The organism is Corynebacterium auris (assembly GCF_030408575.1).
GTDB lineage: Bacteria > Actinomycetota > Actinomycetes > Mycobacteriales > Mycobacteriaceae > Corynebacterium > Corynebacterium auris.
This window is the reverse complement of record NZ_CP047047.1, coordinates 1,700,694-1,714,924: the sequence shown is the minus strand read 5'-3', so window position 1 is coordinate 1,714,924 and position 14,231 is coordinate 1,700,694. Positions and strand designations below refer to the sequence as shown.

Below are 14,231 nucleotides of genomic sequence, written 5' to 3'. Positions count from 1 at the left end.
CGTGCTAGTTAAAGCTCAGGCCGGTGAACTCGCCGTCGGCGCGCCACGAGCGCACGTGGTTGAAGAAGGCCTTCTTGCCGGCCGGGAAGCCCACCGAGCGGCGCTCCGCCATGCCGATCTCTCGCTTGCCCTCGCCGTTGAGGTAGCCGGGGGTGCACTCCGGGTCGTCGGCCACCGTGCCGTTTTCCACGAGGTGGTCCACCCACGCGTCCTCCGCCTCCTGCGTCGGCTCGAAGGACTCGGCACCGGAGTCCAGGGTGTGGTCGATCACTGCGCGCAGCACCCGGGCGCCGTCCGCGAAGTTCTGCGGCACGTTGGAGACGAGGAACGCCGCCTGCACGGACTGCTGGAAGAACATGTTGGGGAAGTCGTGGGTGAAGTAGCCCATGTAGGTGAGCATCCCGTCGTTCCACTTGTCGCGCAGCTTCAGGCCGTCGCGGCCCACGACGTCGAAGAACGCGTCCTTGGAGGCGTTGCGATTGTAGAGGAAGCCCGTGGAGTAGATGATCATGTCCACCGGGTACTCCTTGCCCTGCACCACGACCCCGTTCTCGGTGACGCGCTCGACGCCCTTGCCGTCGGTGTCCACCAGCTCGACGTTGTCGCGGTTGAAGGTCTGGAGGTACTCGTCGTGGAAGCCGGGGCGCTTGCACCACGCCCGGTACCAGGCCTTGAGGCCGTCGGCGGTGGCCTTGTCGTTGACCTCCACGTCAGTCCTGTCGCGGATGGACTGCTGGACCTCGTCGTCCCACTGGTACAGCACGGAGCGGAACTTCTCGGGGGTCAGGTCGCCCTCGATGGATTCGAGCCGGTGCGCCAGCTTACGCCCGTTCATGGTCCAGCCGTCGCTGAGCAGGTCCACGGTGTCCGAAGACGGGTAGTTGCCCACCTTGTATTCCTCGACGAAGTCGAGGAAGTTGTCGTAGATCTTCTGCTGCCAGCCCTCCTGGGAGGTCAGCTCGTCCCACCACTCGTAGTCCGTCGGGCCGTTGCCGCGCACGTCCACCGAGGTCGGGGTGCGCTGGATCACCAGCAGCTTCTTGGCCGTCTTGGCCAGCTCGGGCACCACCTGGATCGCGGTTGCGCCCGTGCCGATGATTGCCACGGTCTTGTCGCTCAACTTGTCCATCTCGGCGCCGTCGGGGGAGCCGCCGGTGGCGTCGTAGTCCCAGCGGGCGGTGTGGAACCACTGGCCTTTGTAGTCCTTCATGCCGGGGAAGGAGGGCAGGCGCGGGACGTTGAGCGAGCCGATGCCGAGGCTGACGAACTGCGAGGTGAAGTTGTCGCCGCGATTGGTGGTAATGCGCCAGCGCTTGATGTCCTCCTCCCACGTCAGGCCGGTGACGCGGGTGTGGAAGTACGCGTCCTTGTACAGGTCGAAGTGGCGGCCGATGCGCTGCGCGTGAGCGTAGATCTCGGGGCCGTGGGCGTAGCGCTCCGTCGGCTTGTGGCCGGTCTCCTCGAGCAGCGGCATGTACACCACGGAGGCGGTATCGCACATGACGCCGGGGTAGCGGTTCCAGTACCACACGCCGCCGAAGTCGCCCGCCTGGTCAAGGATGCGCAGCTTGCGGTTGGACTTGCGCAGCTCGGCGGCCGTCATGAGCCCGGCCCAGCCGCCGCCGAGGAGCGTTACCTCTACGTCGTCGTGAAGCGGCTCGCGCGGGGTGACCTCCTTGTACGGGTCGAGCTCGTCCGGGTCGATGATGCTCTCGATGCGAACGTAGTCCTCTTCCTTCGACTTGCGCGCGGCGCGGCGCTTGTCGCGCTCCTCGTCGTACTTGCGCTGCAGATCCTTGTTGGGCACGGTCGTGGTCATGGTGTTTTCCTGCTTTCTGCTCTGATTTGTAGGTGGGATCGGCGGCGCGGTCTAGCGCTGCCCCTCCCAGGTGGTGAAGGTGGATTCGTCGAGGTCCGTCTCGACGCGGAGGCCGTCGGCGTCGAGCACCCCCGTCGTCGTTGCGCCCGCCCCGAAGTAGGGGTCCCAGCCCGGGTTGAAGGTGGTGATGAAGGACACCCAGGCGCCGTGCGCGGCCGCGGTGAGCGCGCCGGGCAGGTCCTCGCCCACGGTGGTGCGGGCCGCGTCCGTGTCCACGGAGTTGAACACGAAGGGCAGTTCGAGCATGTGGTGCGAGCCCAGCGCCCCGCCGAAAGCGGGGGAGGGCCAGACGAACTTGTAGCGGAAGGTGGGCGCCGAGCTCGCTTGTCGACGCCGCAAGAACTCGCGCAACGGCAACTGGAACTTCCACAGATCCATGAATGTGGTCAGGCGGCTCCCCGGGTGCGGGTCCGCCCCGTCGCTGACGAGGTCGACCACCGCCTGCGGGTCGCGCGCCCCGCCCGCGCGCACGGCGGCGGCGAGCACCTCGGGCGTGGCGGATTCGTAGAGGCCGAGGCCGGTGACGAACATGGAGCCTTCGTCCTGGTTGGTGCCAATGAGGACGGGCACGTCGGCGCCCTCCCCGCGCGCGAGGACCTCCAGCGGGTGCTCGGGCAGCACATCGCCGTCGATGCTGGGCTGCCACGCCATGCTCGTGCCCGCCAGGTCCGCGTAGGTCTCGGTGTCCGTGGACGCCGCGATCTCCGCCTCAACCTCGGCCGAGACGCGAAGGATCTCGTCCTCGGACACCTCGCCGAGCGCCTCCGCGGTGGGCTCGACGCCAAGACGCTGCGCGAACAGGCGGCCGACGGCCAGTGCACCTTCCCGAGCGACGACGTTGTGCGCGGCGCCCGATTCCAGGATGGCCCCGTGGAACAGGCCACGTGCCGCGGGGGAGACAAGCAGCGCGGCAACGCTCATCGCGCCGGCGGACTCACCGCCGATGACCACGTGGTCCGGGTCCCCGCCGAAGTTGGTGATGTTGTCGCGCACCCAGGTCAGGGCCGCGATCTGGTCGCGGAGCATGTTGTTCGACGTGCCGTCGGCAAGCTGGATCCCGCCCTCGGCGCCGAGCCTGTAGTTCAGCGTCACGGTGACGACGCCGTTGGCCGCAAAAGACGCGCCGTCGAGAACCTCGGTGGCGCCCGATCCGTTGCGGAAGGCCCCGCCGTGGATGAACACGTAGACCGGCGCCCGGCCCGTGGAGTCCGGCGTCCAAATGTTGAGGTTGAGCCGGTCCTCGCCCCCGTACAGCGGGTTGTCGATCATGGCCAGCGCCGCCTGCGGGTACTGGTTCTGCGCCGCGGTCGGCCCGTAGGAGCGGGCGTCGAAGCCCTCCGGAAGCGCGACGGGTTCCGGCGGGAGGAAGCGCCGCGCGCCGACGGGCGGCTTCGCGTACGGGATTCCGTAGAAGGCTGTGACGGCCCGGCCCGACGTGCGGGGGCCGGTGACGTCGACGCCGCTGATGGTTACCATTGGTTTCTTCTCTACTTCTCCGAACGTGTTGAGTACTGCACCCCGGCAAGGGCTGACGCCCCGCCTGTGGGTTACCCCGCACCGTAACGCGTCATGTGACCCACGTCTCTCATTGTCGGAAAATTAGTGCGATTCATTCCAAGTTTGCGGGCGAGTGTTTCGTTCGAGGAATGAAACAACAAGGTAGCGGTTCGTGGACGGGGTGCCGGGGCCGGTACACTACGCCCCCATGACCCCACCCCGACACGGACGCAACCCCATCTCCGCGGGCTGCGGCTGCGCCGGCGTCGTCGGCGTGGTCATGGCCATCGTGGTGATCATCGCCCTGACCGGCCTGCTGTTTTCCATCTTCGAATCCCCAACCCCCGGCGCGAACCGCCAGCCGATTCCCGCGGATGTCCCGCCCGCTGTGGCGACACCGCCGCCGCCTATCGACGTCCACGCGCCCGGCCGCACCGCCGACCAGCTCGCTGACTGGGCGGCGCCGATCTCCCAGGCCACCGGCATGGACCCCCAGGCCGTCCGCGCCTACGGCAACGCCGCCCTCATCGCCGCGGAGGCCTGGCCCGCGTGCAACCTGAGCTGGAACACGCTGGCCGGCATCGGCTGGGTGGAGACCCGCCACGGCACCTACACGGGCCGCACCTTCGAGCCGGGCAGGCTCGACGACAACGGCTACGCCACGCCTGCCATCGTTGGCCCCGCCCTGGATGGCTCGACCGGCTTCGCCCGCATCGAGGACACGGACGGGGGTGAGCTCGACGGCGATACCGAGTTCGACCGAGCCGTCGGACCCATGCAGTTCATTCCTGGTTCGTGGCGCATCCACGGCCGCGACGCGAACGGCGACGGCCACGCGGACCCGCAGCAGATCGACGACGCCGCCTTGGGCGCCGCGAGCCTTTTGTGCTCGAACGGCCGCGACCTGGCCACTCCGGAGGGGTGGCAGGAAGCCGTGCTGTCCTACAACAACTCCTCGGAGTACGTGGTGAAGGTGCGCAACGCCGCGGCGAACTACGCGGTGAACCAGTCCGCCACGCGGTGAGGGGGAGACGCGCGCGGGGTGTTTCTGCAAGAATAGGGCGCTGGACAAACCCTGTGTTTTCTCAGCCCCGAAGGAGTGTGCCCTGTGGCCGACATCATTCACGTTTTCGCCCGCGAGATCATGGATTCCCGCGGCAACCCCACCGTCGAAGCGGAGGTTTTCCTCGACGACGGTTCGCACGGCCGTGCCGGTGTCCCCTCCGGCGCGTCGACGGGCCAGCACGAGGCGCATGAGCTTCGCGACGAAGACGAGCGCTACGGCGGCAAGGGCGTGCTTAAGGCCGTGGAAAACGTCAACGAGGAGATCGCCGACGCGCTGGTCGGCGTCGAGGCCGATGACCAGCGCCTCGTCGACCTCGCGATGATCGAGCTCGACGGCACCGATAACAAGTCCCGCCTCGGCGCCAACGCCATCCTCGGCGTCTCCATGGCCGTCGCCCGTGCCGCCGCGGAAGCCGCTGACCTGCCGCTCTACCGCTACATCGGCGGCCCGAACGCCCACGTCCTGCCGGTGCCGATGATGAATATCCTCAACGGTGGCGCGCACTCCGACTCGGGAGTCGATGTCCAGGAGTTCATGATTGCCCCCCTCGGCGCCGCGACCTTCGCGGAGGCCCTGCGCATGGGCGCCGAGGTCTACCACGCGCTGAAGTCCGTGATCAAGGCAAAGGGCCTGTCCACCGGCCTCGGCGACGAGGGCGGCTTCGCCCCCTCCGTGGGGTCTACCGCGGAAGCCTTGGACCTGATCGTTGAGGCCGTGGAGAAGGCCGGCTACGCGCTGGGCTCCGACATCGCACTGGCCCTCGACGTCGCCTCCTCCGAGTTCTACGAAAACGGCACCTACAACTTCGAGGGAGGCCAGCACAGCTCCGAGGAGATGATCCAGGTCTACGCAGACCTCGTGGAGAAGTACCCGATCGTCTCCATCGAGGACCCGCTCGACGAGGACGACTGGGACGGCTACGTCACCCTCACCGAAAAGCTCGGCGACAAGGTGCAGATCGTCGGTGACGACTTCTTTGTCACCAACCCGCAGCGCCTGGCCCAGGGCATCGAGCGGCGCGCAGCCAACGCGCTGCTGGTCAAGGTCAACCAGATCGGCACCCTGTCCGAGACCTTCGACGCCGTCGACCTCGCGCACCGCAACGGCTACCGCACCATGATGTCCCACCGCTCCGGCGAGACGGAAGACACCACCATCGCTGACCTCGCGGTCGCCCTTGGCTGCGGCCAGATCAAGACCGGCGCGCCCGCCCGCTCCGAGCGCGTGGCCAAGTACAACCGGCTCCTGCGCATCGAGCAGCAGCTTGGCGACGCCGCCGTGTACGCCGGACGCGCCGCCTTCCCGCGCTTCACCAAGTAAGCGCGGGCCCGGCCCCTGCTGCGCCAAACCCCGACTTCCACATCCCGACTTCTCGCCATTGCCCTTGCAGCGCCTGCGCCGTGATGGCGAACAATCGGGGTGTGGAAGTCGGGGTTTGCTGTAGCTCCCCCTCAGCCCGCGTGCGGAGCGGCGGCTCCCCGCCGCAGACCGAGGACCGGCTAGACTCTGAACTCACTATGACCTCACGCGCCACAGGACATCAGCCACGCCGCCGCCCGCGTCGCAAAGCGACCCAGGTGCCGGTGACCTCCCGCGACCAGGCGCGTGAGGGGAAGAAAAGGGCGCGGAAGGCTCCTGTCCAGGGCGGCATCACGGGCCTGCTGGTGATCATCGCGGTCGTGCTCCTGGTGCTCGCTGCGGTGGTGGTGCCCCTGCGTAACTACTACGAGGGGCGCAGCGAGATCGCGCGCCTGGAGGCGTCGATAAGCGAGCTGGAGCGCGAAAAGGAGGCGCTCGAGGGCGACATTGCGCGCTACCGCGACGAGGAGTTCATCAAGCAGGAAGCGCGCCGGCGTCTCGGGATGATTGAGCCGGGGGAGACCGCGTGGCGGGTGATCGACCCGCGGATGTCTCACGGCGAGTCGATCACCACCGACGAGACCCCCGATACGCGGCCGTGGCCGCGCGTGCTGCTGGACAGTCTCCGGGAGGCGCCCGAGGAACAGTAGCGGCGCTCGGCCCGCCCCGCGCGCGAGTAACATCGCGACCATGACTGTCGCTCAGGAAGACATCGCCACCGTCACAGAGCAGCTCGGCCGCACCCCGCGCGGGGTGCTCGCCGTCGCCTACCGCACCCCCGACGGCGAGCCGGCCGTTGTTACCACCGCGCCCAAGCTCGACGACGGCACCCCGTTCCCCACCCTCTACTACCTCACAGACCCCCGCCTCACCGCCGAGGCCAGCCGTTTGGAGGTGGCCCAGGTGATGAAGTGGATGGAGGCCCGCCTGGCCGTCGACGAGGCGCTGCGGCAGGACTACCGCAACGCCCACGAGCACTACCTGGCTACCCGCAACGCGATCGAGGACCTGGGCACCGACTTCTCCGGCGGGGGCATGCCGGAGCGGGTGAAGTGCCTGCACGTGCTCATCGCCTACGCGCTCGCCGAAGGCCCGCAGCACTTTCGCCTGGGCACGGAGGCGGTGGCGCTGGCCGCGGAGCACGGCGGGTTGCGCGGCAGCGCAATCCCGGAACAGTGGCCCACTCTCGAGGAACTGGGCATCACGCTCGACGAGGCAGGGGAGGGGCTGGCATGACACAGAACCTGCGCCTCGCGGGCGTCGACTGCGGCACGAACTCCATTCGCCTGCTCATCAGCGAGGTCGCCCCGGACGGCACGCTGAAAGAGCTCACCCGGAAGAACACGATCGTCCGCTTGGGCCAGGGCGTCGACGAGACGGGCAGGCTGCACCCCGACGCGATTGAGCGCACGCGCGTGGCGCTGGCTGCCTACGTCGACGACATGCTGGACGCCGGTGTCACCCGCGTGCGGATGGTCGCTACCTCCGCCACCCGGGACGCCAGCAACAAGAAGGACTTCTTCGGCATGACGCGCGCGCTGCTCGGGCAGGTCGAGCTGGGCAAGCACGCGGACGTGATCAGCGGCGAGGAGGAGGCGGCCCTGTCGTACGCCGGGGCGACCGCGGACCTCGACGCCAGCCGCGGCCCGTTCTGCGTCATCGACCTGGGCGGCGGGTCGACGGAATTCGTCACCCCGGCCGGGGCCGTTTCCACCCAGATGGGCTGCGTGCGCCTCACCGAGCGCTTCATGCGTTCCGACCCGCCCACGGCGGAGGAGACCGACGCGGCCCGCGAGTACGTCCGCGGCGCCCTCGCTGACGTTGCGCCCCTCTTCGAGGGCGTGCGCACCTTCGTCGGCTGCGCCGGCACCTTCACCACGCTCTCCGCGCTCACCCAGGGCCTAGCCACCTACGACCCCGCCCGTATCCACCTTTCGCAGTTGCTTATCGACGACCTCGTGGCCACCACCACAGCCCTTCGCGCCCAGACGTCCGCGCAGCGCCGCGAGAACCCTGTGGTCCACCCCGGGCGCGCCGACGTGATCGCCGCGGGATCCGTGGTTGTCGAGGAAGTCCTCGCGCTCGCCCGCGAGCAGGCAGGGGTAGACAGCGTGGTGATCAGCGAAAAGGACATCCTCGACGGGATCGTGGCCAGCCTGCTTTAGTCCTCGTCGGGCTCCAAGATCTGGTCCCCGGTCTGGGTTGTGCCCTTGCCGCGCTTGAGGTCTTTCACCTCGCGCATACGCGGCTCCGGGTCGAGCTTGTTGGCGATGGCCTTGCGCCCGGAACGCACCACCTGCTGCGTGACGGGGGAGTTGACGACGGCGCGGGTCGCGTCGACGATCTGGTGATAGCGCTTCCTGCCCGCCTTCGTGCCGAACACGTACCCGGCGGCTGCGCCGACAACGAACTGAATCATGCGGACTATCCTACCTAAGGCAGCCCACAGCGGCGCTGCGGGCAAGCGTGGTGTGGGGCCAGCGGGGCTCGAACCCGCGACCAGCGGATTATGAGTCCGCGGCTCTAACCGACTGAGCTATAGCCCCCAATCAAAGTACACCGATTCTAGCGCCCCCACGCGCCTGCCGGATAACCGGGGTCGCCTTCTGTCGGGACTGCCCGGGGTGCCGCTAAAAGTGCAGCTCACGGAGCGATTTGGCGGTTTTAAGGGGGCGTGGCTATAGTTACTCAACGTTGCAAGCGATTGCGGCGAAATATTCCTCCATAGCTCAGTTGGCAGAGCATTCGACTGTTAATCGAAGGGTCACTGGTTCGAGCCCAGTTGGAGGAGCAGAACATGGCAGCCCCCACTCGTAAGAGTGGGGGCTCTAGTTTTATGCAGGACAGCTTGGCCGCGTCGATTCTGACTGGAGCGAAGAGCGCGGCCGACCTGCGGAACCGGAGCGCGATAGAGGAACCAGCCTGTGAGCGAGCCGATATGTTGTCGGAGGCGTCTCGTTCGGCTAGCTTTTAGGGGATCCCCACAGCTGCCGGGAAGGAAAACCATGAGCAATGAGCAGCGCCCCGCGACGCCTCAGGAGCCGGGCAATCCGAATGAGAACTTCGGCACCGAGAACCCCTCGTTTGGGGTGAACAACTACATCGCCGCGCCGGTGCCCGTCGGCAATTACGGGCCGGTGGCGGAACGCGACTACAAGGGCCGTACAGCCAAAACGGTGCGCACGCGTAAGACGCTGTCGTGGGTGGGCATCGCTATTGGGGCGATCCTCATAGTGGGTTCGCCGGGAAGCCCGGGCGGATTCGCCGGAGTTGTGGGCTCGATCGCGGTGGGCGCGGCGATATTGCTACCGGGGGTGTGGTGGCTGCGGTGCGAGCGCGAGGATCGAAAGGCGCTCGTGGAGTGGGGAGAGCGCGCCAGGAGGAACAAGGAGCTCAAGGCAATGCTCGGGGACGGCTACGACGTGGTGGCAAATGGCATGGGCGAGGAGGCACAGCCGACGCCAATGGACCGTAGGTGGGGCATCATCGCCGCCATCTCGTTGGTGTTGTTCTTTCTCGGGGGAGCGGTGACGCCCGTATAGAAGGGCTCACTGCTGGCTCGGCGGGTCAAGGGGGGGGCGTTTTTCTGATGGCGCCGCAGGAAGATCGGGGGCCGATGCCACCGCCTAAAGCTGCGTCACTTACCCCGTCAAAGCTCGGCGGGAGCACCGTTCCGGCGATATGTTCCCCGTTAACTTTACAGAACCGTAGCGTGTGCTGTTATTGCCCTTTTCGTCGCCCGGCCCCTACACCGAGGAGAGCTTGTGCCAGTTAAACGCGTCTCCCGCGCCGTCTTCGCTTTTCTTGCGGTTTCGGCTGTACTTGTATGTGTCCTCTTGATTGCTCGCCCAGCCCTGTTTGACACTGGTAAGCAGTCCATTTCTTCGGATTCCCTCGGGGCAACCTTTCGTGACATCGCCGAGTTAAATGCTGAGTGCGCGTAGTTGGTAGGGGTATTCCGAAACGGTGGTAGGGCTGGATTCCGGGTAGTTGGTAGGGCCCCGCGACGGCTTGGGGCTGCAGTTCGTCGCGGGGCCTGTTGATGGTGGTGTGTTACTCGGTTTCTGGTTGGGTGGCTAGGAAGTGGCGCATGTCGTATTCACCGAGTTCGACGCGTTGGCCGGTGTTGAGTCTGCTCACGAGGGAGTCAGCTGCTACTGGGTCGGGAAGTTTTTGTACCCAATATGCGGCAGTGGTTTGGGAAACGATGATCGTCGGCAGCCTGCCATCGCGGTCGAATATGATCTTCGTTAGGTCTTCTTGCCCGCGTTGGTTGATTCCAATGGTCAGGAAATCAGAGGGTGTCAGGTGTTTTGTGTGTGAGGCTCTGATCCAGAAGGAGTTTCACTGATAATGACTACCGTGTCACCGAAGAAAGGCCATGACCCGAGCAGGGTCAACGAGATCAGCGCGAAGCTGATGGAAAACCCGGAAATCGCCGCACTGATCGGCGAGCTATCGACCTCCGTCGACGATGCCAGCGACCTGGTCAAAGGTCTATTGCAAGCCTCGATCAACGCAGGTCTGCAGGCGGAGATGGACGCCCATTTGGGGTACGGACACTCCGATCGCGCGGCCAAAGCCCAGGTAAACCCCTCAAACGGTGGCAATCACCGCAACGGGTCGTACACCAAAACTGTGGGCACCGGCTACGGCCCGGTGGATATCACAGTGCCTCGGGATAGAGCGGGCACGTTTCACCCGGTCATGGTGCCGAAAGGGGCACGCCGACTGACCGAGCTCGACGACATGATCGTCTCGCTCTACGCCGGCGGAATGACGGTACGCGATATCCAGCACCACCTGGCATCGACCCTGGGGGTGGACATCAGCCCGGATACCATCAGCACCATCACCGATGCGGTCCTCGATGAGGTGATGGTGTGGCAAAACCGTCAGCTCGACGAGTTCTACCCGGTCATTTTTCTCGACGCGCTACGGGTGAAAATCCGCGACGGTCACCGGGTGGTCAATAAAGCCTGCTACATGGCTGTTGGCATCGACATAGACGGGACCAAACACATCCTGGGCCTGTGGATCGCCGATAATGAAGGGGCTGCATTCTGGGCATCCGTGTGCGCGGACCTGGCGAACCGTGGAGTCAATGACGTGTTCATCGTCTGCTGCGACGGGCTCAAAGGCCTGCCCGAGGCCGTAGAAGCGACCTGGCCGAACTCGATGGTACAAACCTGCATCGTGCACCTGATCCGGGCCGCCAACAGGTGGGTGTCCTATAAGGACCGCAAACCCGTATCCAGCGCACTGCGCAAGGTCTACACCGCACCGAACGAGGACGCCGCTTGCGCCGCACTCGATGCCTTCGAAGCCTCGGAACTGGGTAAGAAGTACCCCCAGTCGGTGAAAGTCTGGCGCGACGCATGGGAGAGATTTATACCGTTTCTGCAGTTCCCGCCTGCAGCTCGCCGGGTGCTCTACACCACCAATGCCATCGAGTCGCTTAACGCTGAGCTGCGGAAAGCGACCCGCAACCGCGGCCAATTCCCCACGGATGCTGCGGCGTTGAAAACGCTGTGGTTGATGGTCTGCAACATCGAAGACAAACGCGCCGCCCAACGCGCGAAAAAAGCGAAGCGGGCAATCGACTGCAACGGCTATATTGAAGGGGCGAAAACCACCGGATGGAAACAAGCCATCAACCAACTATCCGTGGCCTACCCAGACCGGTTCGCCAACTACCTGTAAACCAAGCCCCCACACACAAACAAACCGACACTCTCGGGCCGCACCGTGGATGTGCGTATCACCGGTGACAGTCTCGCCGTCTTCGACGCCGGGCAGCGTGTGGCCACCCACCAACTCGCACGTGCCCGCGGGGTGTATGTCACCGACACCGACCACATCCCGGCGAACATGGGTGACACCCGTGGGTTGTGGACAAGCGAGTACTTCCTGCGCGAAGCCGCCAAAATCGGGCCGGCCACCCGCCAGGTGATTGCCGAGCTCATCGAAGCCAAAGCGATCCCTGCCCAGGCGTACCAAGCGTGCCGCAACGTGTTCAACATGGGCAAACACACCAACAAACCAATCCTCGAAGAAGCCTGCAGGCGGTTGGTGTCCACCGACGGCGCCAGGCGTGCTGTGTCGTATACCGCGGTGAAAAACATGATGGCCGCCGTGCGCAAAGACACCTCCACACGGCCTACAGGCACTGACCTTTCAACCGATCTGCCAACAAGCAGACCCACCCAAGACGTACCTGCGCCGACAGCGCGTGACACACGCGGCGCCTACCTCGGTGGTGCTGCCCAGTTCAGCCTCGAAAACCTCACCAAGAAGGGATCTGCATAACCCATGCCCCACCCACAACCAGCATCAGCATCTGCCCGCTTCCTCGACGAATCAGTCCTGCCGGTCTTTACCGACCTGCGCATGACCGCCTTCGGACAAAGCGTCATCGACATCGCCGCCGATCCCGCATTCGACGACTGGAGCTTCTCCGACAAAGTGCTCTACGCACTCGACAAAGAGGTAGCGGCCAAGCGTGAGAGGCGAGTCAACAAACTGCTCAAAGCATCCCGATCGCCAAATCCCGATGCTTGTATCGAAGACATCACCTACACGCCCGGCCGCACCATCAACAAAGAGCAAATCACCCGACTCGCTCACTGCCGATGGTGCCAAAGCGCACAAAACATTGTCATCCTGGGCAAATCCTCCGTCGGCAAGACCTACCTCGCCCAAGCACTGCTCACCGCGGCGTGCCGAAACGACTACTCCGCACGCTTCTTCCGCACCGACACACTCTCCAACCACCTCGCCGTGCTCAAACACGACGACCCAGCCCGCATCACATTCCTCGAAGACCTCCACCACACAGACGTGTTAGTCCTCGACGACTTCCTGTCAAGCCCCGAGTTTTGTAGAGGGTCCTATTGTTGTCGATTAGGCCGCTTGGGTGTTCGCGGCGGTGTATTCCTGATGGGCCTGGCGGGGCGGGCGGTATCCCAGCGCCGAGTGCAAGCGGCGGTTGTTGTACCAGCCGACCAATGTCGACGTCGCGACGAGAACATCTCGCAGCCCCGGCCAGGGGCCGGGTCCTATGGTCGATGAGTTCAGCTTTGAACACTGAAGTTCAGCGCTTCTGCCATCGCGTTGTCTCAGGAGTCTGCCCCGCGAGCCAACCGAAGCGATAACCTGCGACTTGGCCAAGGTCTCTCCGTAGACGACCGACCTGTACTGCACGCCCCTATCTAAAGTGATGGATCAGCCCGGAGACATCTTCACCGGCGCGCAAGCGCGCTGACAAGGCCATGTCGAGTGCGTCTTTAGCCAGTGACGTGCGCATGTGGTTGGTGATCTGCCAGCCAACAATCTCGCAGGGTATACGCGTCGAGAACGAACGAGGCATACACCCACCCGACACGCGTGGGGATGTATGTGATATCCGCGACCCACAGCCGGTTCGGCGCATCGACACAAAAGTCGCGCTCGACCAAGTCGGATGGGCAGTTATCGGGGGCAGCGCTCACGGGTGGAAGGCCTTTTCTTCCGGCGCCGGATACCACGGATGCCTTCGAGTGCCATGAGGCGCTCAACGGTGCACCGGGCGACGTGACCGAAGTCGCCTCGGCGGTTGATCTCGGCCCATAGTTTGCGCGCTCCATAGCAGGAGTAGTTGTCGTCATAGATGGCATGCAAAGTGTTGCGTAGTTGTCGGTCGCGGATAGATCGAGATGATTCAGGCCGGGATTTGTAGGCGTAGTAGGTGCTCAGGGCGATTTTCGCGTCGGTTGCCGCCAAGGCGCGAATAATCGGCTCGACCCCGAACTCCTCCCGGTTGTCGTCGATGAACCGGACGACTACGTGTGTGGGCGGTCGAGCTCCGCCGCGAAAAAAAGCTGATGCTCTTTTCAAAATCTCGTTGGCGCGCTTCGCTTCAATCAATTCAGCTCGCAGTCTGCGGTTTTCTGCTGCAAGATCCACCGATTCAGCCGGGGTTGTCGCGCCGGATTGTTTATGAGCGCGGACCCAGCCGCGCAGAGTTTCCTTGCTCATTCCGAGCTCGACAGCGATGCGGGATATCGCACCACGAGACGTGTCAGGGTCAGCTTGCGCGTGCAGCACCAGTTCGATGGCGCGCTGCCTCAACTCAGGCGAGTACTTCGAGGGCATGTGTAGGGCTCCTTTTCCAAATTCCTACCCTCCATTAAACCCGGGGCGAACCATCCTGACCACCCCAATCGATGCCGCTACCGCACACCAACTGCTCAACATCCTCGCAGAGCGCGAACCCCGCGGATCCACCATCGTGACATCCCAGTTCACACCCGACGAGTGGTACAAATCCATCCCGGATGCCGTCATCGCCGAATCCATCCTCAACCGACTCGTCGCCGGCGCCGAAATCATCACACTCGACGGCACCAACATGCGACTGGCCTAATAACCCCACCGAAACCCCAAAACGCC

At 64.8% G+C, this 14,231-nt stretch carries 14 protein-coding genes, 2 tRNA genes, 2 pseudogenes and 1 other annotated feature; of the genes and pseudogenes, 11 read left to right on the top strand and 7 right to left on the bottom strand.

Going from position 1 to position 14,231, the window contains the following annotated elements; genetic code table 11:
- Positions 1-4: 4 nt before the first annotated feature.
- Both CAURIS_RS08175 and CAURIS_RS08170 read right to left on the bottom strand, forming a co-directional pair.
- Entirely contained in the window at positions 5-1,819 is a 1,815-nt protein-coding gene (locus tag CAURIS_RS08175; protein ID WP_290341559.1) for a flavin-containing monooxygenase, read from the bottom strand.
- Positions 1,820-1,870: 51 nt separating this feature from the next.
- The gene (locus CAURIS_RS08170) at positions 1,871-3,355 is read right to left on the bottom strand and encodes a carboxylesterase/lipase family protein (protein WP_290341558.1); all 1,485 of its coding nucleotides are present in this window, start codon (positions 3,353-3,355) and stop codon (positions 1,871-1,873) included.
- A gap of 229 nt (positions 3,356-3,584) precedes the next feature.
- Here CAURIS_RS08170 and CAURIS_RS08165 point away from each other — a divergent pair, with 229 nt between their 5' ends.
- The 5 genes from CAURIS_RS08165 (at position 3,585) to CAURIS_RS08145 (ending at position 7,966) form a co-directional block, all read left to right on the top strand.
- Positions 3,585-4,400 carry a lytic transglycosylase domain-containing protein gene (locus tag CAURIS_RS08165; protein WP_435383997.1) on the top strand — a complete coding sequence of 272 codons (816 nt, stop codon included), beginning with the start codon at positions 3,585-3,587 and terminating at the stop codon, positions 4,398-4,400.
- An 84-nt stretch (positions 4,401-4,484) separates the two neighbouring features.
- A complete protein-coding gene (eno, locus tag CAURIS_RS08160) occupies positions 4,485-5,762 on the top strand; it encodes a phosphopyruvate hydratase (protein ID WP_290341557.1) in 1,278 nt (425 codons plus the stop codon).
- Between the two features lie 197 nt (positions 5,763-5,959).
- A complete protein-coding gene (locus tag CAURIS_RS08155) occupies positions 5,960-6,451 on the top strand; it encodes a septum formation initiator family protein (RefSeq protein ID WP_290341556.1) in 492 nt (163 codons plus the stop codon).
- A 40-nt stretch (positions 6,452-6,491) separates the two neighbouring features.
- Positions 6,492-7,037 (top strand): DUF501 domain-containing protein, encoded by a 546-nt coding sequence (locus tag CAURIS_RS08150; protein ID WP_290341555.1) that lies wholly within the window; start codon positions 6,492-6,494, stop codon positions 7,035-7,037.
- A complete protein-coding gene (locus CAURIS_RS08145; protein WP_290341554.1) occupies positions 7,034-7,966 on the top strand; it encodes a Ppx/GppA phosphatase family protein in 933 nt (310 codons plus the stop codon). Before CAURIS_RS08150 ends, CAURIS_RS08145 begins: the two co-directional genes overlap by 4 nt.
- Here CAURIS_RS08145 and CAURIS_RS08140 read toward each other — a convergent pair.
- Positions 7,963-8,220 carry a hypothetical protein gene (locus CAURIS_RS08140; protein WP_290341553.1) on the bottom strand — a complete coding sequence of 86 codons (258 nt, stop codon included), beginning with the start codon at positions 8,218-8,220 and terminating at the stop codon, positions 7,963-7,965. The genes CAURIS_RS08145 and CAURIS_RS08140 overlap by 4 nt on opposite strands.
- A gap of 53 nt (positions 8,221-8,273) precedes the next feature.
- A tRNA-Ile gene (locus CAURIS_RS08135) sits at positions 8,274-8,347 on the bottom strand.
- Between the two features lie 172 nt (positions 8,348-8,519).
- Here CAURIS_RS08135 and CAURIS_RS08130 point away from each other — a divergent pair.
- Positions 8,520-8,592 (top strand) — tRNA-Asn (locus CAURIS_RS08130).
- 214 nt (positions 8,593-8,806) lie between these two features.
- Complete coding sequence (locus CAURIS_RS08125) at positions 8,807-9,343, top strand: hypothetical protein (RefSeq protein ID WP_290341552.1); 537 nt, start codon at positions 8,807-8,809, stop codon at positions 9,341-9,343.
- 511 nt (positions 9,344-9,854) lie between these two features.
- Here the strand turns inward: CAURIS_RS08125 and CAURIS_RS08120 are convergent.
- Positions 9,855-10,097: pseudogene (locus CAURIS_RS08120) on the bottom strand (ATP-binding protein); the annotation flags it as partial.
- A gap of 57 nt (positions 10,098-10,154) precedes the next feature.
- Between CAURIS_RS08120 and CAURIS_RS08115 the strand changes: the two are divergent.
- From CAURIS_RS08115 to CAURIS_RS08105, 3 genes are read left to right on the top strand one after another with little or no spacing between them, the layout of a single operon-like run.
- Positions 10,155-11,504 (top strand): IS256 family transposase, encoded by a 1,350-nt coding sequence (locus CAURIS_RS08115; protein WP_290341551.1) that lies wholly within the window; start codon positions 10,155-10,157, stop codon positions 11,502-11,504.
- Positions 11,505-11,549: 45 nt separating this feature from the next.
- A complete protein-coding gene (locus tag CAURIS_RS08110) occupies positions 11,550-12,110 on the top strand; it encodes a hypothetical protein (protein ID WP_290341550.1) in 561 nt (186 codons plus the stop codon).
- A 3-nt stretch (positions 12,111-12,113) separates the two neighbouring features.
- Positions 12,114-12,872: an ATP-binding protein gene (locus CAURIS_RS08105; RefSeq protein ID WP_290341549.1), complete on the top strand. Its 759-nt coding sequence runs from the start codon at positions 12,114-12,116 to the stop codon at positions 12,870-12,872.
- On the opposite strand, the pseudogene CAURIS_RS11625 reads toward CAURIS_RS08105, so the two are convergent.
- Positions 12,798-13,004 (bottom strand): annotated as a pseudogene (locus CAURIS_RS11625) (hypothetical protein); the annotation flags it as partial. The gene CAURIS_RS08105 and the pseudogene CAURIS_RS11625 overlap by 75 nt on opposite strands.
- Before the next feature lie 267 nt (positions 13,005-13,271).
- Positions 13,272-13,934 carry an IS3 family transposase gene (locus CAURIS_RS08100; RefSeq protein WP_290341548.1) on the bottom strand — a complete coding sequence of 221 codons (663 nt, stop codon included), beginning with the start codon at positions 13,932-13,934 and terminating at the stop codon, positions 13,272-13,274.
- Positions 13,533-13,662: a sequence feature (AL1L pseudoknot), on the bottom strand. It overlaps the preceding gene by 130 nt.
- Here CAURIS_RS08100 and CAURIS_RS08095 point away from each other — a divergent pair.
- Complete coding sequence (locus tag CAURIS_RS08095) at positions 13,834-14,205, top strand: ATP-binding protein (protein WP_353959229.1); 372 nt, start codon at positions 13,834-13,836, stop codon at positions 14,203-14,205. The genes CAURIS_RS08100 and CAURIS_RS08095 overlap by 101 nt on opposite strands.
- Positions 14,206-14,231: the final 26 nt, after the last annotated feature.